Below are 15,873 nucleotides of genomic sequence, written 5' to 3' on the forward strand. Positions count from 1 at the left end.
GGGGTGCGGGCCGAGCGGAGCGGGTCAGCGCTCGATGTCGCCCTTGATGAAGGCCTCGACGGCGTTGCGGGCCTCGTCGTCGAAGTACTGCACCGGCGGCGACTTCATGAAGTAGGAGGACGCCGACAGGATCGGGCCACCGATGCCGCGGTCCTTGGCGATCTTCGCGGCGCGCACGGCGTCGATGATGACACCGGCCGAGTTCGGCGAGTCCCAGACCTCGAGCTTGTACTCCAGGTTCAGCGGCACGTCGCCGAAGGCGCGCCCCTCGAGGCGCACGTACGCCCACTTGCGGTCGTCGAGCCACGCGACGAAGTCCGACGGGCCGATGTGCACGTTGTCCGAGCCGAGGTCGCGGTCCACCTGCGAGGTGACCGACTGCGTCTTGGAGATCTTCTTCGACTCCAGGCGCTCGCGCTCCAACATGTTCTTGAAGTCCATGTTGCCGCCGACGTTCAGCTGCATGGTGCGCTCGAGCAGGACACCGCGGTCCTCGAAGAGCTTCGCCATCACGCGGTGCGTGATCGTGGCGCCCACCTGCGACTTGATGTCGTCGCCGACGATCGGCACGCCCGCCTCGGTGAACTTGTCCGCCCACTCCTTGGTGCCGGCGATGAAGACCGGGAGGGCGTTGACGAACGCGACCTTGGCGTCGATGGCGCACTGGGCGTAGAACTTCGCCGCGTCCTCGGAGCCCACCGGGAGGTAGCAGACGAGGACGTCGACGGCCTGGTCCTTGAGGACCTTGACCACGTCGACGGGGGCGTCGGTCGACTCCTCGATGGTCTCGCGGTAGTACTTGCCGAGACCGTCCAGGGTGTGCCCACGCTGCACGGTGACGCCCGACGGCGGCACGTCGCAGATCTTGATCGTGTTGTTCTCGCTGGCACCGATGGCGTCGGACAGGTCGAAGCCGACCTTCTTGGCGTCCACATCGAAAGCGGCCACGAACTCGACGTCACGCACGTGATACTCGCCGAACTGCACGTGCATCAGGCCGGGGACGCGGCTGTTCGGGTCGGCGTCCTTGTAGTACTCGACGCCCTGCACCAGCGAAGCGGCGCAGTTGCCCACGCCGACGATGGCTACGCGAACCGAACCCATTCCGGTTGCTCCCTGTGATCTCGACGAAGTCGCCACGAACCGGCGACCTCAGTTGTTGGATGCGGACGGGTCCGAGGCCACGTCCTGGGTGGGGGTCCGAAGCCGGTCGGCGTCCTTCGACGGGTCGACCGGGGTTTCGGGGCCGGGGGCGTCCGGAGTCGCTCCGGCGTGCCGCTCGGCGGTGATGAGCTCGTTCAGCCAGCGCACTTCGCGCTCGACCGACTCCAAGCCGTGTCGCTGCAACTCGAGGGTGTAACCGTCGAGCTTCTCCCGTGTCCGGGTCAGCGACCCGCGCACCCGGTCGAGGCGCTCCTCGAGCCGGCTGCGCCGACCCTCGAGGATACGCATGCGCACCTCGTGGTCGGTTCGACCGAAGAAGGCGAAGTGCACGCCGAAGTTCTCGTCCTCCCAGGCCGAGGGCCCGGACTCGGACAGCAGTTCTTGGAAGTGCTCCTTGCCCTGTGCCGTCAGCTGGTAGACGATCCGGGACCGCTTGCTGCCGGCGAGTGCCGTCACCTCCGGAATCTCCTCCGCGAGCAGACCCCGCTCCAGCAGGGACTTCAGGCACGGATAGAGGGTGCCGTAGGCGATGGCACGGAACGAACCGAGCACGGTGTTGAGCCGCTTGCGCAACTCGTAGCCGTGCATGGGGGAGTCGTGCAGCAGACCGAGGATCGCGAATTCGAGGACGCCACCGCGCCTGCTCATCGCCTTCCTCCATCCACTGCGGACCGGGCCGGACATGGGCACGGACACGACCGTGGGATACGGTCACAGCCGACCTTCGTCCGGCCGGGGCTCCTGTGCCCCCGGCTCGATGTACCGGCCCGATGTATCGAACCGATACATCGAGACGATAGGTCTCCTTGCCGTGTGGTGGCAAGGCGGCCGCCGGTGACTCGGGTCACAGGCAGGTCACAGTGAGGTCGCGAAAGCGGATCCGCGTAGTCTGTTCCGCCGTGTGGTACCTCAAGCCCCGCTTCCTGCGGAACCGCTTCCCGTGCGCCTGCGTCCTGGGGAGCGGAGAGCCACGACCCGTGCGTCCGACCTCCGTGTCGTACGGCCGAGGAGTAGCGAACGCATGAGTGAACATCGCCGTAGATCACCGCAGCCGCGTCCCGAGGGGCGCGGTGGCTCGCATTCGGGGGGCGCGGGAGGGTCCGGGGGCGGCGGAACGCCACCCGGCGGCTCGTCGTTGCCCGACGGGCCCGGAGAGGGCGACGAGGAACGCCCGCTTTCGCGCGTGGAGGCCCGAGCGGCCGCCCGCGGCGGGGGCCGGCGGGCCGCCAACGGCGGGGCGGCCGGCGGCCGATCCCGATCCGAGGCCGGTCCGCCCCGGAGGAAGCGGTTCATCGACTACCCGAGGTTCGGCAAGACCGGCATTCGTCGCTGGTTGCCGTCCATCAAGCAGATCCTGGCGATGATCCTGTTCTTCTTCGCGTCGCTGATGGGGCTCGCGGCCCTGGCGTACGCGATGGTCAAGGTGCCCGACCCGAACGCGAACACGACGTACCAGTCGAACATCTACTACTACTCCGACGGTGTCACCGAGATAGGGCGCACCGGGCAGGTCAACCGGCAGAACGTGACGGTGGACCAGATCCCCAAGCACGTGCAGAAGGCCGTGATCGCGGCGGAGAACCGGTCGTTCTACAGCGACTCGGGCGTCTCCCCCAAGGGTCTGCTCCGCGCCGGGGTCACCATGGTCAAGGGCGGTGACACGCAGGGTGGTTCGACGATCACCCAGCAGTACGTCAAGAACACGTACCTGACCCAGGAGCGCACCTTCAAGCGCAAGTTCAGCGAGATCTTCATCGCGCTGAAGGTCGACCGGCAGATGCGCAAGGACGACATTCTGGTCGGCTACCTCAACACCGCCTTCTACGGCCGCAACGCGTACGGCATCCAGGCCGCCGCGCAGGCCTACTACGGCAAGAACGTCGGCGACCTGAACGTGGCCGAGGGCGCCTACCTGGCCACCCTGCTCAACGCGCCGGGCATCTACGACGTGATCGAGTTCCCGGGCCAGCTGGAGAAGGTCAAGGGCCGCTGGGCGTACGCGTTGGACGGCATGGTCAAGGAGGGCTGGCTGACCAAGGCGGAGCGCGACACGCTTCAGTTCCCGATGCCGATCAAGCCCAAGCCCGCCGCGAACAAGGCCGGTCAGGCCGGTTACCTGATGAAGGTGACCGACCAGTACCTCAAGGCCAACAACGTGATTCCCGAGGCGGAGCTCGCCCGCGGCGGGTTCAAGATCGTCACCACGTTCGACAAGGGCAAGCAGGACGCGGCGGTCGCGGCGGTCAACGACGAACTGAGGGCGGATCTGAAACCGGAACGCGAGTCGGACCGCTACGTCCGTACCGGCCTGGCCTCGGTGGTGCCCGGCGACGGCGCCGTGGTCGCGCTGTACGGCGGCGCCGACTTCGTCCAGCAGGAGTTCAACGACGCGATCAGGCGCGACGTCCAGGCCGGTTCGACGTTCAAGCTGTTCACCCTCGCGACGGCGCTGCGCAACGGCGGCGCGGACGGCAAACCCATCGGCCCGGACAGCGTCTACAACGGTGACAGCAAGATCCCGATCAAGATGCGAAACGGGCAGAACTACAAGGACCCACAAACGGGCAAGGACGTCCTCACCCCCAACGAGGGTGACACGATGTACGGCAACATCCCGATCACCAGAGCCATGGAGAAGTCGGCGAACACCGTCTTCCTCCAACTCGCCGCCGACGTGGGACCCGAGAACGTCAAGAAGGCCGCGATCGACGCCGGCCTACCGCCCAACCTCGACGACTTCGTGACGACCCCGCTGGTGACCCTCGGCGTCACCCAGCCGAGCGCGTTGGACATGGCCGAGGCGTACGCGACCTTCGCGGCGCGCGGGGTTCACGCGGACCCGTACTTCGTCAAGGAAGTCACGCACAACGGTTCGAAGGTCGATCTGCCCAAGGCCAAGACCGAGCAAGTCTTCGACAAGAACGTCGCGGACACGGTCAACCAGGTCATGCGGCGGGTCGTCGACAACCCGCCGCTGAACGACGGCACCGGCCGGGAGGCGAAGGCGTTGAACCGACCGGTGGCCGGCAAGACCGGTACCACGGACAGCAACCTCTCCGCGTGGTTCGTGGGTTACACGCCCAATCTGGCAACGTCGGTGGCGCTGTTCCGCGAGGACCCGAACACCCACCGCCACCTCTCCCTCAAGGGCTTGGGCGGTGGGGACGAATCAGTGCACGGTGGTGGCATCCCCACGAAGCTCTGGACCGCGTACATGAAGGGCGCCCTCCAAGGCATGCCGTCCATGGACTTCAGCGTGCCCGGCGAGAAATTCGAAAACAGGGACAGGGCGACGTCGGCACCGCCGACCACCGCACCGCCGACCACCAAGGCGCCCACCACCCCGCCGCCGACGACCAGCGCACCGCCGACCACACCGCCGGCGACGACGACCGCGCCCGGAGGCGGCTCGCACGGCAGCAGTGGTGATCCCGGTGGGGGCGGGAACACCGGCAAGCCGACGAACACCGGCAAACCGACGAACACCGAGCCCGGCGGGCCCGGTGGACCCGGCACCCGAGGTGGTGCCAACGGCTTCATCATCGGCGGTCGATCCAGTGGCGGCTAGACCCGCCCGGCCGCCGTACCGGACGCCGGGAAATCGGCGAACCCCTCCGGACAGGGCCTAGCCTTACGCGTGCCCCACCGCAGCAGCGGTGGGGCACGCGTTGTCGTTATCCGGCCAGCGAGGGCAGCCTCCTCGTGGAGCGCGAGAGGATGGGCGCCATGACGCCGACATCGACCGAACCCGTCCTGCCGAGCCTCGACGACCCGGTGGTCCGGGCGGGCAGCGAGGTCGTCGGCGGGCCGGCCGGGCGCCGGATCCGATTCGTGGGCAACCGCTGGTGGAGCCCCGTACGGGTGCTCGTCCTGCTCGCGGTGGCGTGCTTCGCGCTCGGGATCGTGCAGAAGAAGCCCTGCTACGACGGCGGTTGGTTCGCCGGCAGCACGCAGTACTCGCACGCCTGCTACAGCGACATGCCGCACCTGTACGTCAATCGTGGTCTCGCGGACGGGAAGATCCCGTACTTCCAGGAGACCGGCGACAAGGACATGAAGTTCCTGGAGTATCCGGTGATCACCGGCGGGGTGATGGCCTTCGCGGGCACCCTGGCCCGGGCCGCCGGGGACCTCACCGACGGCGATCTCCGGGACGAACAGCTGTGGTTCGTGATGATCAACGCGTTGATCATGATGGCCTGCGCGGTGGTCACCGTGATTGCGGTCAAGGGCACGTCGGGGCGCCGACCCTGGGACGCCGCGATGGTGGCGTGCGCGCCGGCGCTGGCGCTCAACGGGTTGATCAACTGGGACCTGGTCGCGGTCGCGCTGACCGCGGTGGCCATGTGGTCATGGGCGCGGCGCAACGTGGTGGTCGCCGGCGTGCTGATCGGCCTGGCGACCGCGGCGAAGCTGTATCCCGTGCTTCTGCTGGCGCCGCTGTTCCTGCTGTGTCTGCGCTCGGGACGGCTCGTCGCGTTCGCCAAGACGGCCGCCGCGGCGGTGGTGTCCTGGCTGGTGGTCAATCTGCCGGTGATGCTGGTGTACGACGGGCATTGGTACAACAGGCACGACTGGTACATCCGCGAGGGCTGGAAGTTGTTCTACACGTTCAGCCAGGACCGACCCGCCGACTACGGATCGGTCTGGCTGATCATCCAGCAGCGCGACGGCAAGACCCTGGAGGGTCTGAACACCTACGTCACGCTGAGCCTGGTGCTGTGCTGTCTCGCGATCGCCGCGCTGGTGATGTTCGCGCCGCGCCGGCCGCGCTTCGCCCAGGTGGCGTTCCTGATCGTGGCCGCGTTCGTCCTGACCAACAAGGTCTACTCGCCGCAGTACGTGTTGTGGCTGATCCCGCTGGTGGTGCTGGCCCGGCCGCGCTGGCGCGACTTCCTGATCTGGCAGGCCTGCGAGGTGACGTACTTCCTGGGCGTGTGGATGTACATCGCCTCGTTCTCCGGCAAGGGCCTGTCGCAGAACGCGTACCACGTGGTGATCCTGCTGCACCTGCTCGGCACCGCGTACATCTGCCTGGTGGTGGCGCGCGACATCCTGCGCCCGGAGCGGGACCCGGTGCGCGCGGACGGTAGCGACGACCCCTCGGGGGGTGTCCTGGACCGGGCGCCCGACGTGTTCGTGCCCGGCGCGATCCCGGCGCGGGCGAGCCACTGAGCGACGGCGCGGCGGCGAGACGACGAACGGCCTTGGGGCGGTGGGATCGCCGCCCCAAGGCCGTTCGGCTTTGTCGGGTCCTTCAGGTCCTTCGGGTGCTGCCGGCTCGGCGGACGCGCCCGTCGGGTCAGCGGATCGCGATCCGGTCGAAGTGCGTCGTGGTGTGCCGCAGCGCCGCCTCCAGCTCGTCGCCGGGCTTGGGCGGGGCCACGTCGTTGGCCAGGAACAGCAGGCTGACCTGCATGTGCGGCGGCTCGGCGAACCAGCGCTGCTTGCCCGCCCAGGTGAACGGGGACAACGAGCGGTTGACGGTGGCCAGCCCGGCGCGCGCGACGCCCTTGGCCCTCGGCATCACCCCGCGCACCGTCTTGGGCGCCTCCAGGCCGACCCCCTGCGCGGTGCCGCCGCTGACCACGACCAGGTGTCCGTCGCTCGGCGCCTTGCGCTGGCGGTAGCCGAACCGCTCGCCGCGCGCGATCCGCACCACGTCGAGCACCGTGCCCCGACTGGCCAGCGCGTCGTGGTCGCCCAGCCACAGGTCGGTGCCGATCCGCGGCCGGAACTCGGTGTCCGGGTACCGCTCGCGCAGCACCCCCAACTCGGCCGCGGTCAGGTGGCTGACGTACATCGTCCGCACCGGCAGGCGCGCCGCGCGCAGCCGCTCCACCCAGCCCACCACCTCGACGACCGGGTCGTAGCCGTCCGGGTGGTCCAGCGGCAGGTGCAGCGAGAAGCCCTCGAGGCGGACGTCGTCCATCCCGGTGCGGAGCTTGACCAACTCCTCCTCGGTGACCCCGTCGCGCTTCATCGTCGTCATGCACGCGACCACGATCCGGCAGCCCACCAGGTCCCGCGCGGCCTGCACGGAGGAGACCGTGCGGATGGTGCGATCCGGCAGCGGCACCGCCTCCTCGCCGCGCAGATACGGCGTGAGCACCAGGACCTTGCCGTCGAAGTAGTCCTTGACCAGCGCGGCCTCGTAGGTGGTCCCCACGGCCACGGTGTCCACGCACATCCGGGTGGCCTCCTCGGCCAGCCTCGGATTGGTGAACCCGTACCCGTTGCCCTTCATCACCGGCACCAGGCCCGGGAACGTGTCGCGGACCTCGTCCTGGTGCTTGCGCCACCGGGCGGCATCGACGTAGAGCGTGAGCGACATGGGCGTTTCGGGGCCTTCCGGGTGTGGGGCGTGCCTTGGGGGACGCGGGGCGAAGGCGGAGCACGCGACGTGGGCCGCGTCGCGGTGATCACGGACGGCCGGCGACTCGGGGCGCCGCCGGCCTTGCGTCAGCGGCGTGACATGTACATGTCGAGTGCCTTGTGCAGCATCTTGTTGAGCGGGAAGTCCCACTCGCCGAGGTATTCGACGGCCTGGCCGCCGGTGCCGAGCTTGAACTGGATCAGCCCGAAGAGGTGGTCGTTCTCGTCCAGGGTGTCACTGATGCCGCGCAGGTCGTAGGCCGAGGCACCCAGCGCGTACGCGTCCCGCAACATCCGCCACTGGATCGCGTTCGAGGGCCGGACCTCGCGCTTGTGGTTGGCGGACGCGCCGTACGAGTACCAGACGTGGTCGCCCACGGTGACCATCGTGGTGGAGGCGAGCACCTCCCCCTCGTGCTTGGCCAGGTACAGCCGCATGCGCTCGGGGTCCTCGGCGTTGAGCGCCTTCCACATGCCCTGGAAGTAGGCCAGCGGGCGCGGGGTGAAGTGGTCGCGCACGGCGGTGACCTTGTAGACCTCGTGGAACACCGGCAGGTCGTCGTAGCCGCCTTGGACCACGTCGACACCGGCCTTCGTGGCCTTCTTGATGTTGCGCCGCCACAACTGGTTGAAGCCCGCGTGCACGTCGTCGAGACTGCGCCGCACCAGCGGCACCTGGAAGACGTAGCGCGGCTGCACGTCGCCGAACCCGGCCCCGCCCGAGGCGTCCTGCTGCCAGCCCAGGCCGCGCAGTTGCCGCTCCAGCTCGGAGCCGCGCTCGTCGGTCCAGTCGGGGGTCAGGTCGCGCAGCCGGTTCGCCGACTTGCCCGCTATCGCCTTCTTGATCGTCTCCGCCTCCCAGCGGGCGATCACCACGGGCGGGCCCATCTTGACCGAGAACGAGCCCCGGCTCTTCAGGTGCGCGAGCATCGGGTCGAGCCATCGCCGCAGGTCGCCGTCGAACCAGTCGATGACCGGGCCCTCGGGCATGTAGGCGAGGTAACGCTTTATCTTCGGCAACTGCCGGTACAACACGAGTGCCGCGCCCACGACGGCGCCCGACTCGTCGATCCAACCGATGCTCTCGGATCGCCACTCACTCTTCACCGCACCCCAGGAGGGGCACTGAAGAAAGCTCACGGAGGGCCTGCCCTTGATGAAGGCCAGGTGCTCCTCGGCGGTGAGCGTCCTCAGGCGCAAAGACATGTAAGAGCTCCTCGATATCGGTTCGGCCGTGACAGAGGTTACTGCGCCTGCGGGCGCCATGGATCGTGTCGGGCGTCGCAGGCGGGACGGTACGGGGGCGATGCGGACCTTCACCGGCGAAGCGGGCGCCCGGATCGGCCCCGCGCGACGGGGTCGGAATCCGCGAGCGGCCCGCCGGATCCCGGTCCGGCGGGCCGCTTCGGGTGGGCGGTGCGGCGGGTCAGTACAGGCCGCCGTGGAACATGTTCATGAACAGTGCGACGGCCGAGACGCCGAGCGCGAGCACGGTGACCACCCGCTCCTCCGTGGTCGCCGAGAACATCTGGCTGACCAGGCCGGTCACCACACCGGCCAGCGCGGTCCACGCGCCGAGGATGTGCATGCCCTTGAAGAACGCGCAGATGCCGGCCACCAGCGCGAACAGCACGACGGCGGCGACCAGCGCGTTCTCGCGCGGATGGGCACGGCCGTCGGAGTTGAGGGTCAGCCGGGGCCGGTGCGCCCCGGCGGGCGCCGCGGGTGCGGCGGACGCTGTGCGGCGGATCGTATGTGCCATCGCACACCTCCGGTGAGTGACTGCGGGACGGACCAATTTGTCCATATATCCATCCCCTGGCGTGACCGCCGTCATGCTCGGATTTCGAGACTGTCTGCCGGTCCGGGTACGCTGTACCGTCCGCTGCACTCTCGGCACCCCCTGAGCGTTTTGCCCAAGGGGCCGCCTTGGCGTGGCGGCGATTACGCAAGCCCTCCTGCCACGGAGATCCCGTGGCCGACTCAGTCCACAGGAGGTGGGTGTTCACATGCGTAGCTATGAACTCATGGTCATCCTCGACGCGGACCTCGAAGAGCGCGCGGTCACGCCGCTGCTCGAGCAGTTCCTCAATGTCATCCGCAACGACGGTGGCAAGGTCGAGAAGATCGACACGTGGGGCCGTCGTCGGCTCTCGTACGAGATCAAGAAGAAGTCCGAGGGCATCTACGCCGTCGTGGACCTGGCCGCGGAGCCCGCGACCGTCAAGGAACTCGACCGTCAGATGAACCTCAACGAGTCGGTGCTGCGGACCAAGGTCCTGCGTCCCGACCAGCGCTAGTCCGAGCTCGCGCACCACCAACCGCACCGCACGACGAAACGCAGCACTGCGCTGAAATCAGCGAAGGGGTCAGCATGGCAGGCGAGACCATCATCACTGTTGTCGGGAACCTGACTGCCGACCCGGAACTGCGCTTCACGCCCAGCGGTGCCGCCGTCGCGAACTTCACCGTGGCGTCCACGCCGCGCACGTTCGACCGTCAGACGAACGAGTGGAAGGACGGCGAAGCGCTGTTCCTCCGCTGTTCGGCCTGGAAGCAGCTGGCCGAGAACGTGGCGGAATCCCTCCAGCGCGGCACGGGCGTCATCGTCCAGGGCCGGCTGAAGCAGCGGTCCTACGAGACCAAAGAGGGCGAGAAGCGCACCGTCGTGGAGCTCGAGGTCGACGAGATCGGCCCGACCCTGAAGTGGGCGACCGCCAAGGTCACCAAGGCGAGCCGCGGAGGCGGCGGCCAGGGTGGCTACGGCGGCGGTCAGCAGGGTGGCGGCTACGGCGGTCAGCAGGGCGGCGGTCAGCAGGGAGGCGGCGGCTACGGCGGTCGTCCCCAGCAGGGCGGTGGCGCACCCGCCGACGACCCGTGGGCCACTCCCGCAGGGGGCGGCCAGCAGCAGGGCGGCGGCGGCGCGGGGGGCTGGGGTCCCCCGCCGGGCGGCTACTCGGACGAACCCCCCTTCTAGGCCGGAGACGGCACCAGGGGCGGGTCGCGACCCGAGCTGAAGACTTCTGAAACGATCTGGAGAGCACAATGGCGAAGGCGCCTGCGCGCAAGCCTAAGAAGAAGGTCTGCGTGTTCTGCAAGGAGAAGATCTCCTATGTGGACTACAAGGACACCAACCTGCTGCGGAAGTTCATTTCCGACCGTGGCAAGATTCGCGCTCGTCGCGTGACCGGTAACTGCACGCAGCACCAGCGTGACGTCGCCGTGGCCGTCAAGAACAGCCGCGAGATGGCGCTGCTGCCGTACACCAGCACTGCTCGCTGAGAAAGGGTGATCTTGTCATGAAGCTCATCCTCACCCACGAGGTGACCGGTCTCGGTGAGCCCGGCGACATCATCGAGGTCAAGGACGGCTACGGCCGCAACTACCTCATCCCGCGCGGCTACGCGATCCGTTGGAGCCGCGGCGGGGAGAAGGACGTGGCGGCCATCCGTCGCGCCCGCAAGGTTCGCGAGATCCGCACGCTCGACCAGGCCACCGAGGTCAAGGGTCGGCTCGCGGGTCTCAAGGTGACGCTCCAGACGCGCGCCGGCGACACGGGCCGCCTGTTCGGCTCGGTCACCGTCGCGGACGTCGTGGCGGCCATCAAGGCCGCCGGCGGTCCGGACATCGACAAGCGGCGCGTGGAGATCGGTACTCCGATCAAGACCGTCGGGTCGCACCGCATCACGGTTCGCCTCCACCAGGAGGTGTCGGCCGCGCTCGACCTCGACGTCGTGCCCGCCTGACCCGAATCACCCGAACGGCCCGATCCCCTTGCGGGATCGGGCCGTTCGGCGTTTTCCGAGTACCGAATGAGTAGTGGTACTCATGTCGCGCCCGCCCCCCGAGGCCCAGTCTGGAGATACACGCCGGGTGGGCCGGCGAGGCAAAGGGGCGGGCGGTCATGGCCAGATTCATCCGACAGTGGTTGCTGCGCGTGGTCAGCTTCGCGCTGACCGGGCTGTATCAGCTCTACCGGGTCCATCCCGTGGTGTGGCGCTGGACCGCCACCCACTATCGGCCGTGGATGCAGCGGTTCGCCCGTCGACACGCGTGGATGACCTGCCAGTTCGCCGCGCTCGACGTGCCCGCCTACCGCGACTTCCTGCGCCGGCACCGGTGGCGCTTCCGCTGGTTCGACCTCGCGTCGTATCCGGAGACGTCCAAGGAGAACTACGTCAAGGCGTATCCCGAGGACAGCCGCTGCTGGCTGGGCGCCCTGGAGGTGGCCGGGACCGTGGTGGACGAGTCCTCGGGCTCCTCGGGGACGCCGCACAACTGGCTGCGCTCGCGCCGCGAACTCAAGTCGGTGCACCGCAACGTGGCCGGTTACACGTCGATGGTCTTTCCCCGGCGCAAGTTGTTCGTGATCAACGCCTACTCGATGGGCGCGTGGGCGACCGGCACCAACACCGGAATCGCGATGGCGCGGGTGGCGATGGTGAAGAACACCGGCCCCGACATCGACAAGATCGTGGACACGCTGCGCCACTTCGGGCCGCGCTTCACCTACCTGGTCACCGCGTACCCGCCGTTCCTCAAGCACCTGCGCGACCGGCTGGACGCGGACGGCTTCGACTGGACCCGGCACCGGATGTACGGCTTCGTCGGCGGCGAGGGCATGACCGAGGCGCTGCGCGACTACCTGGAGGAGCGCTTCGTCAAGGTGCGCTCCGGCTACGGCGCCTCCGACCTGACCATAGGGATGGCCGGCGAGAGCGACGCGACAGTGTGGCTGCGCAAGCGGCTGCTGACCGACGAGCGGCTGCGCACCCGGATGCTGGGGCCGGACGAGGGCCGGGTGCCGATGGTGTTCCAGTACAACCCGCTGGAGACCTACCTGGAGACCAACGCCGAGGACGAGGTGATCTGCACGATCAACTCGACCGCGGTGATGAGTCCGAAGGTGCGCTACAACATCGGCGACGAGGGCCGGTTGCTGACCTTCCCGGAGGTCGAGGAGATGATCCGGCCGGACCGCGAGGCGTGGGCCGACTGGGAGCGCGCGGCGCGGGTGGAGGGCATGCGGCTGCCGCTGCTGCTGCTGTTCGGCCGCAAGGACAGCACGGTCTCCTACATGGGCGCGAACATCTATCCGCAGGACGTCGAGTACGGGCTCTACCGGGACAACCCGATGGCGGCGCACCTGGAGGGGTTCTGCCTGACCGTCGACGAGTACGCCGACCTGGAGAGCCGTCCGGTGGTCAATCTGCAACTGCGCGAAGGGACTTCGCTGGACGAGGCGGATCGGGAAAAGCTCGCCCTGGTGTGCCGGGAGGGTGTGGTGCGGCATCTGGCCCGGGTCAGCCGGGACTTCGCGCAGTCGCTCGCGGAGGATCCGACGGCGGCCGATGTACGGGTGCTGGTCCACGACTTCCGGACCGGGCCGTTCCTGCGGGGCACCACCCGGATCAAGAACGTCTATCTCGTGGAAGGGGAGCAGGGATGAGGACCACCGACTTCTCGGCGGCGCCGCCGCAGGCGCGCGGCGAGGCGATGTTCATCGGGGCCACGCACTACAGCGGTCTGCGTTCGCTGCTCTCGCTGGCCCGGCCGTGGTTGCGGATGGTGCGCACGATGAAGCGCATGGACGGCTACCGCTGGCACAAGGTCTATCTGCAGGGGCCGTTCACGCTGGGCACCATCGCGGTGTTCGCCGACCGTGAGGCGCTGATGCGGTTCGCCCGTACGACCGCGCACCGCGATCTGATGTGCTGGATGACCGATCGGGGCGATCGCAACGGAACGGCGGGGTTCATCCGGCTCTTCGACGCGCAGCCCGGCGGGTACAGCAACGGCGAGTGGCGGGCCGAGGGGCGCGAGATGGCGCACATCGAGGAGTTCACCCCGATCGGGCGCGAGGAGAGCGGCCCGCCGGTGCACCGGAAGGCGAAGAGGTCGTGACGCTCACCGTGGAGCGGGTGGGGTCCCGGCGCGCGTTGCGCGACTTCTGCGCGTTGCCGATGCGGCTGCACCCGAGGGATCGTTATGTGCCGGTGCTGCGCGATCAGGTGCGGCGGTGGGTGCGGGCCGGGGTCGAGCTGTATCTGGTGCGCGATCGGGCCGGGCGGGTGGTGGGGCGCACCTGTACGCACACCGAGGCGCGGTTCGATGCCAAGTTGGGCGGGCGGCATCAGCTGTTCGGGCTCACCGAGTTCGCCGAGGACCCGGCGGTGTTCGCCCGGCTGGTGGAACTGATCGAGGAGCGGGCCGTGCGGGCGGGGGCGGAGAGCCTGTTCGGGCCGGTGGCGCTGTTGCCGAACCAGACCGGCGGGGTGATCACGTCGGGGTTCACCGAGCGGGGCTTCGTGGACTCGGCGTGGAATCCGGCGCGGTATCCGGAGACCTACGAACGGGCCGGATTCGCCCGGCGGTTCTCGGCGTCGACGTGGATCTGTCCGGGGTTGGCCGAGCGGGTGGACGATCCGGCGGCGACGTATGTGTTCGACGACGCGCGGATCGCCGCCGAGCGACTGGTGATCCGGCGCGGGTCGCGGCGTCGGCTCGACGAGCAACTGCCGATCCTGCACACGATGTTGAACGCGAGCTTCGCGCAGCTGGGCTACTACACGCCGATCGCCCTGGACGAACTGCGGGCCCAGACCGAGGGGTTGGCGTATCTGCTGGACGAGTCGCTGCTGTTGTGGCTGGAGCGGGCCGGCGAGCCGGTCGCGTTCACCCTCGCGGTGCCGGACATCTCGGAGTTCCTGATCCGGATCCGCGGCGACCTGCACCTGGGCAACCAGGTGCGGCTGCTGGCGACCCGGGGGCGGTATCGCCGGGAGGCGGTGTTGATCATCAAGGGCACGGTGCCCGGGGCCCAGGGGCGCGGCTACCTCACCCTGCTCGCGCGGGAGCAGTATCGGGCGCTGCGGGCGGGCGGCTACGACACGTTGCGCAGCACGTGGGTCGAGGAGGACAACAAGGCGTCGGCGGCGCAGTACCGCCGGATCGGCGGGCGGGAGCTGCACGGGCACACCTTCTACGCGAAGCCGGTCGGGAGCGCCCGATGAGCACCGAACTCGCGGATCTGCTCCGGCTGGCCGGGCGGGCTCCGAGCGCGCACAACACCCAGCCGTGGACGGTGGCGCCGAGTGGCGCTCTGGGCTACGCGTTGTCCTGGGATCCGGCGCGGGCGTTGCCGGTTGGTGATCCCGGGCGGCGGGACCTGTTCCTGGGGCTGGGGGCGTTCGTGGAGGCGTTCTCGATCGCCTCGGCGGCGCTGGGTGTGCCGTTGCGGGTGGAGTACGCGGGGGCGCCGGAGCGGGAGCGGGGGGTGGTGGCCCGGTTCGTTCGGGCGGACGAGTGTTATCGCACGCCGTTCACGGCGGCGGAGCTGGCCGGGCGGCGCAGTGCGCGAGGGGCGTACGAGCCGGGCGTGCTGCCCGACGCGGTGTTCGCGGAGGCGGTGGGCGCGTTCGCCGGGTCGGCGGGCCTGTGGCGGGGTGGGACCCGGGTGCTGGCGCCGCTGCTCGACGAGGCGGATCGGTGGATGTTCGGGGATCCGGCGCTGGTCGGCGAGTTGCGCCGGTGGTTGCGGTTGCGGGCGGGGCGGGAGTCGGCGCGGGACGGGCTGACCTGGCGGGCGTTGGCGTTGTCCGGGGTGGAGGCGCGGGCGCTGCACGCGGTGTTGCGGCCGGGGGCGTATCGGATGTTGCGGCCGGTGGGGTTGGCGCGGGCGCTGGCGGCGTCCTCGCGGGGGGTGTTGCGCTACGACGGGAGTGTGCTGGTGGTGACCGCGCCGGCCGCGCCCGGGGATCCGGCCGAGCTGCTGGAGCCGGGGCGGGGGTTGTTCCGGTGTTGGTTGACGTTGGCCCGGCACGGCTACGCGACGCATCCGCTGAGCCAGCTGATCGACTGTGCGCGGACGGCCGAGGAGGTGGCGGGCCTGGTGGGGGCGGTGCCGTTGGCGGTGTTCCGGGTGGGGCGGCCGGTGGGCGAGCCGGTGCGGTCGGCGCGGCTGACGGACTGAAGGGGCGGACGGGCCCGGCAGAGGTCGGGCGGGTTGTGGAATCGCTCGAAAGAGGATCGAGCCGGCTTGCTTGATACCCCTAGGGGGTATAGCTTGGTGATCGTGGAGCCGACGATGGCCTCCGCGTCGAGGAAAGGATCACCGTCATGAGCACCGCCACCTTCACCGTCAGTGGAATGACCTGCGGTCACTGCGTGTCCTCCGTCACCGAGGAGGTCTCCGAGGTGGCGGGCGTGACCGATGTCGTGGTCGAACTGGCCTCGGGTCTGGTCACCGTGACGTCGGCGCAGCCGGTGGACCCGGACGCGGTGCGCGCGGCGGTCGTCGAGGCGGGCTACGAGGTCGTCGGCGCGTGAGGCGAG

The 15,873-nt window shown here is 69.1% G+C and carries 16 protein-coding genes; 11 read left to right on the forward strand and 5 right to left on the reverse strand.

What is annotated here, in order from left to right; genetic code table 11:
- Nucleotides 1–24 precede the first annotated feature (24 nt).
- Nucleotides 25–1,104: an inositol-3-phosphate synthase gene (locus ACMXN5_RS16460; RefSeq protein WP_439675904.1), complete on the reverse strand. Its 1,080-nt coding sequence runs from the start codon at nucleotides 1,102–1,104 to the stop codon at nucleotides 25–27.
- A gap of 48 nt (nucleotides 1,105–1,152) precedes the next feature.
- Nucleotides 1,153–1,812, reverse strand: a complete 660-nt coding sequence (locus tag ACMXN5_RS16465; RefSeq protein WP_380003328.1) for a PadR family transcriptional regulator — start codon at nucleotides 1,810–1,812, stop codon at nucleotides 1,153–1,155.
- 535 nt (nucleotides 1,813–2,347) lie between these two features.
- Between ACMXN5_RS16465 and ACMXN5_RS16470 the strand changes: the two genes are divergently transcribed.
- Together ACMXN5_RS16470 and ACMXN5_RS16475 are read left to right on the forward strand one after the other, a co-directional pair.
- Nucleotides 2,348–4,732, forward strand: a complete 2,385-nt coding sequence (locus ACMXN5_RS16470; protein ID WP_439675905.1) for a transglycosylase domain-containing protein — start codon at nucleotides 2,348–2,350, stop codon at nucleotides 4,730–4,732.
- A gap of 149 nt (nucleotides 4,733–4,881) precedes the next feature.
- Entirely contained in the window at nucleotides 4,882–6,339 is a 1,458-nt protein-coding gene (locus ACMXN5_RS16475; protein ID WP_439675906.1) for a glycosyltransferase family 87 protein, read from the forward strand.
- Between the two features lie 127 nt (nucleotides 6,340–6,466).
- Here ACMXN5_RS16475 and ACMXN5_RS16480 read toward each other — a convergent pair whose 3' ends face one another.
- The 3 genes from ACMXN5_RS16480 to ACMXN5_RS16490 form a co-directional block, all read right to left on the reverse strand.
- Nucleotides 6,467–7,498: an alanine racemase gene (locus ACMXN5_RS16480; protein ID WP_380030588.1), complete on the reverse strand. Its 1,032-nt coding sequence runs from the start codon at nucleotides 7,496–7,498 to the stop codon at nucleotides 6,467–6,469.
- 128 nt (nucleotides 7,499–7,626) lie between these two features.
- Nucleotides 7,627–8,745 carry a lipid II:glycine glycyltransferase FemX gene (locus tag ACMXN5_RS16485; protein ID WP_395795809.1) on the reverse strand — a complete coding sequence of 373 codons (1,119 nt, stop codon included), beginning with the start codon at nucleotides 8,743–8,745 and terminating at the stop codon, nucleotides 7,627–7,629.
- A 220-nt stretch (nucleotides 8,746–8,965) separates the two neighbouring features.
- A complete protein-coding gene (locus ACMXN5_RS16490) occupies nucleotides 8,966–9,301 on the reverse strand; it encodes a hypothetical protein (protein WP_395795810.1) in 336 nt (111 codons plus the stop codon).
- A gap of 247 nt (nucleotides 9,302–9,548) precedes the next feature.
- Between ACMXN5_RS16490 and rpsF the strand changes: the two genes are divergently transcribed.
- The 9 genes from rpsF (at nucleotide 9,549) to ACMXN5_RS16535 (ending at nucleotide 15,867) form a co-directional block, all read left to right on the forward strand.
- Nucleotides 9,549–9,839, forward strand: coding sequence for a 30S ribosomal protein S6 (gene rpsF / locus ACMXN5_RS16495; RefSeq protein WP_020557172.1), 291 nt, complete (start codon nucleotides 9,549–9,551; stop codon nucleotides 9,837–9,839).
- A 74-nt stretch (nucleotides 9,840–9,913) separates the two neighbouring features.
- Nucleotides 9,914–10,516 (forward strand): single-stranded DNA-binding protein, encoded by a 603-nt coding sequence (locus ACMXN5_RS16500; protein WP_078976287.1) that lies wholly within the window; start codon nucleotides 9,914–9,916, stop codon nucleotides 10,514–10,516.
- Nucleotides 10,517–10,584: 68 nt separating this feature from the next.
- A complete protein-coding gene (gene rpsR, locus ACMXN5_RS16505) occupies nucleotides 10,585–10,821 on the forward strand; it encodes a 30S ribosomal protein S18 (protein ID WP_020557174.1) in 237 nt (78 codons plus the stop codon).
- A 17-nt stretch (nucleotides 10,822–10,838) separates the two neighbouring features.
- Nucleotides 10,839–11,285 (forward strand): 50S ribosomal protein L9, encoded by a 447-nt coding sequence (gene rplI, locus ACMXN5_RS16510; protein ID WP_078976286.1) that lies wholly within the window; start codon nucleotides 10,839–10,841, stop codon nucleotides 11,283–11,285.
- 158 nt (nucleotides 11,286–11,443) lie between these two features.
- Complete coding sequence (locus ACMXN5_RS16515) at nucleotides 11,444–12,988, forward strand: phenylacetate--CoA ligase family protein (protein ID WP_439675907.1); 1,545 nt, start codon at nucleotides 11,444–11,446, stop codon at nucleotides 12,986–12,988.
- Nucleotides 12,985–13,443: a DUF4188 domain-containing protein gene (locus ACMXN5_RS16520; protein WP_395795813.1), complete on the forward strand. Its 459-nt coding sequence runs from the start codon at nucleotides 12,985–12,987 to the stop codon at nucleotides 13,441–13,443. Before ACMXN5_RS16515 ends, ACMXN5_RS16520 begins: the two co-directional genes overlap by 4 nt.
- Nucleotides 13,440–14,552 carry a hypothetical protein gene (locus ACMXN5_RS16525; RefSeq protein WP_439675908.1) on the forward strand — a complete coding sequence of 371 codons (1,113 nt, stop codon included), beginning with the start codon at nucleotides 13,440–13,442 and terminating at the stop codon, nucleotides 14,550–14,552. The genes ACMXN5_RS16520 and ACMXN5_RS16525 overlap by 4 nt, the downstream gene beginning before the upstream one ends.
- Complete coding sequence (locus ACMXN5_RS16530; protein WP_439675909.1) at nucleotides 14,549–15,511, forward strand: hypothetical protein; 963 nt, start codon at nucleotides 14,549–14,551, stop codon at nucleotides 15,509–15,511. The genes ACMXN5_RS16525 and ACMXN5_RS16530 overlap by 4 nt, the downstream gene beginning before the upstream one ends.
- Nucleotides 15,512–15,657: 146 nt before the next feature.
- Complete coding sequence (locus ACMXN5_RS16535; protein WP_380003338.1) at nucleotides 15,658–15,867, forward strand: heavy-metal-associated domain-containing protein; 210 nt, start codon at nucleotides 15,658–15,660, stop codon at nucleotides 15,865–15,867.
- The last annotated feature ends 6 nt before the right edge of the window (nucleotides 15,868–15,873 follow it).

Source organism: Embleya australiensis, from assembly GCF_051903075.1.
In the GTDB taxonomy this organism is placed as follows: Bacteria; Actinomycetota; Actinomycetes; order Streptomycetales; family Streptomycetaceae; genus Embleya.

Excerpts from the sequence above, each read along its gene's own strand:
- ACMXN5_RS16515 (WP_439675907.1), top strand. The coding sequence starts at position 11,444 with ATGGCCAGATTCATCCGACAGTGGTTGCTGCGCGTGGTCAGCTTCGCG.
- ACMXN5_RS16460 (WP_439675904.1), bottom strand. The coding sequence starts at position 1,104 with ATGGGTTCGGTTCGCGTAGCCATCGTCGGCGTGGGCAACTGCGCCGCT.
- rplI (WP_078976286.1), top strand. The coding sequence starts at position 10,839 with ATGAAGCTCATCCTCACCCACGAGGTGACCGGTCTCGGTGAGCCCGGC.
- ACMXN5_RS16475 (WP_439675906.1), top strand. The coding sequence starts at position 4,882 with ATGGGCGCCATGACGCCGACATCGACCGAACCCGTCCTGCCGAGCCTC.
- ACMXN5_RS16485 (WP_395795809.1), bottom strand. The coding sequence starts at position 8,745 with ATGTCTTTGCGCCTGAGGACGCTCACCGCCGAGGAGCACCTGGCCTTC.
- rpsF (WP_020557172.1), top strand. The coding sequence starts at position 9,549 with ATGCGTAGCTATGAACTCATGGTCATCCTCGACGCGGACCTCGAAGAG.
- ACMXN5_RS16500 (WP_078976287.1), top strand. The coding sequence starts at position 9,914 with ATGGCAGGCGAGACCATCATCACTGTTGTCGGGAACCTGACTGCCGAC.
- ACMXN5_RS16465 (WP_380003328.1), bottom strand. The coding sequence starts at position 1,812 with ATGAGCAGGCGCGGTGGCGTCCTCGAATTCGCGATCCTCGGTCTGCTG.
- ACMXN5_RS16490 (WP_395795810.1), bottom strand. The coding sequence starts at position 9,301 with ATGGCACATACGATCCGCCGCACAGCGTCCGCCGCACCCGCGGCGCCC.
- ACMXN5_RS16535 (WP_380003338.1), top strand. The coding sequence starts at position 15,658 with ATGAGCACCGCCACCTTCACCGTCAGTGGAATGACCTGCGGTCACTGC.
- ACMXN5_RS16530 (WP_439675909.1), top strand. The coding sequence starts at position 14,549 with ATGAGCACCGAACTCGCGGATCTGCTCCGGCTGGCCGGGCGGGCTCCG.
- ACMXN5_RS16520 (WP_395795813.1), top strand. The coding sequence starts at position 12,985 with ATGAGGACCACCGACTTCTCGGCGGCGCCGCCGCAGGCGCGCGGCGAG.
- ACMXN5_RS16480 (WP_380030588.1), bottom strand. The coding sequence starts at position 7,498 with ATGTCGCTCACGCTCTACGTCGATGCCGCCCGGTGGCGCAAGCACCAG.
- rpsR (WP_020557174.1), top strand. The coding sequence starts at position 10,585 with ATGGCGAAGGCGCCTGCGCGCAAGCCTAAGAAGAAGGTCTGCGTGTTC.